2 protein-coding genes are annotated in these 1,215 nt (G+C 65.8%); both read right to left on the bottom strand.

From position 1 onward, the window contains the following. Positions 1-851 (bottom strand): toprim domain-containing protein (locus C8K14_RS22275; protein WP_133726930.1); only part of this gene is annotated, 851 nt, incomplete at its 3' end. Continuing rightward, the coding region (locus C8K14_RS22820; RefSeq protein ID WP_158272012.1) for a hypothetical protein at positions 848-1,215 on the bottom strand (368 nt) is incomplete at its 5' end. The genes C8K14_RS22820 and C8K14_RS22275, both read right to left, overlap by 4 nt.

Here is a 1,215-nt window from a genome sequence, read left to right as displayed (position 1 = left end):
TCGCCCGCCCAGTCGAGGTGTTCCTTGAGAAGGTCGTTCCAGTCCTTCTTGGTGCCCTCGCCATCGGGGCGCACCTGCATGGCGCTGGCGTCCCAACCCTCGGCCGTGGCGCGCTTCACATACTTGATGGTGTATTCGACGCCGGCGCGGCCGACATCGAAGGCGAAGACGAGGCGGGGGCGCGTGGTGCGCTTGATCCGCTCCAGCTCGACGCGCAGATCGGCCAGGAAGTGTTCGGGCCAGTTGTTGGTGGACATGGCCGAGACCGCCACCTTGCGCACCTGGCACAGGGCAACGGCATCAAAGATACCCTCGGTGATCAGGATTTCGTCCGCCTTGGCGATCTCTTCCATCGAGAGGCGCGGCGGAATCCAGCAATGGCCCTTGTAAGTGCCGCCCTTGCGGAAATGCGCTTTCTTCTCGAACCGGCCGGGCCGGTCGATCAGCCGTTCCCAATAGGTATCGCCCACGGCGAAGCGCACTGTGGCCGAGGTGTGGCCCGTCTTGTGGTCGCGGTAGAGTTCCTGGGTATAGCTGCCGCGCAGGAGGCGCAGATCGAGGCACCGCTCGTGCTGCAGATAGGCATCGGCGGTGGCGGTGGGGTTTTCCTCGGTTTCGGGGAAGCGCTTGGACCAGTCCTCGAACAGATCGGGCAGGGCATCGCGCACGGAGATTTCCCACCCGCAACGGTCCTGCCGGCCGCACCGGACGATCTTGGGATCCTTGGCAGCAGCAAACGCTTCGCGCTTACCGCAGGCGGGGCAGGTGCCCTCCTGCAACCAGGCGCCCTTGGTCTTGCGGAACTGGTATTGGGCCTGCAGGCCCTTCAAGATTTCGGCTTCGAGGTTCACGCGGCGCGGCCCTCGATCAGCAGGACGGTACGCATGACCAGATCGCGGCCGGCGTCGGTGAGGGCAAAGCGGGTGCTGCTGTGCTTCACCGCTTCGCGCGTCATCTTCTGCAGGGTGCGCTTCCAGGCGGCGTCGGTGTATGTCACCAGGCCTTCGCCTTGGCCGAAGGGCGCGCCCTCGATGCCGGCATAGGCGCCCGGAGACCAGAAGCGCAGTTCGGCAAAGCCGGCGACGGAAGCGAGAAAGGCCCGCTCTGCCGCGATCAGGTGCGGGGCGGTGATCTGCAGCGCGTGGTCAAACGAAATCCTGCCCGATGTGGGCAGGGCGGGTTGGCTGGTGGCGCGGTGTGCGCTGGGCATAGGTC

The sequence above is a fragment of the Novosphingobium sp. GV079 genome (assembly GCF_003058045.1).
Lineage (GTDB): Bacteria > Pseudomonadota > Alphaproteobacteria > Sphingomonadales > Sphingomonadaceae > Novosphingobium > Novosphingobium capsulatum.
The sequence above is the reverse complement of the archived record's forward strand: the minus strand, read 5'-3'. Positions and strand labels throughout refer to the sequence as shown.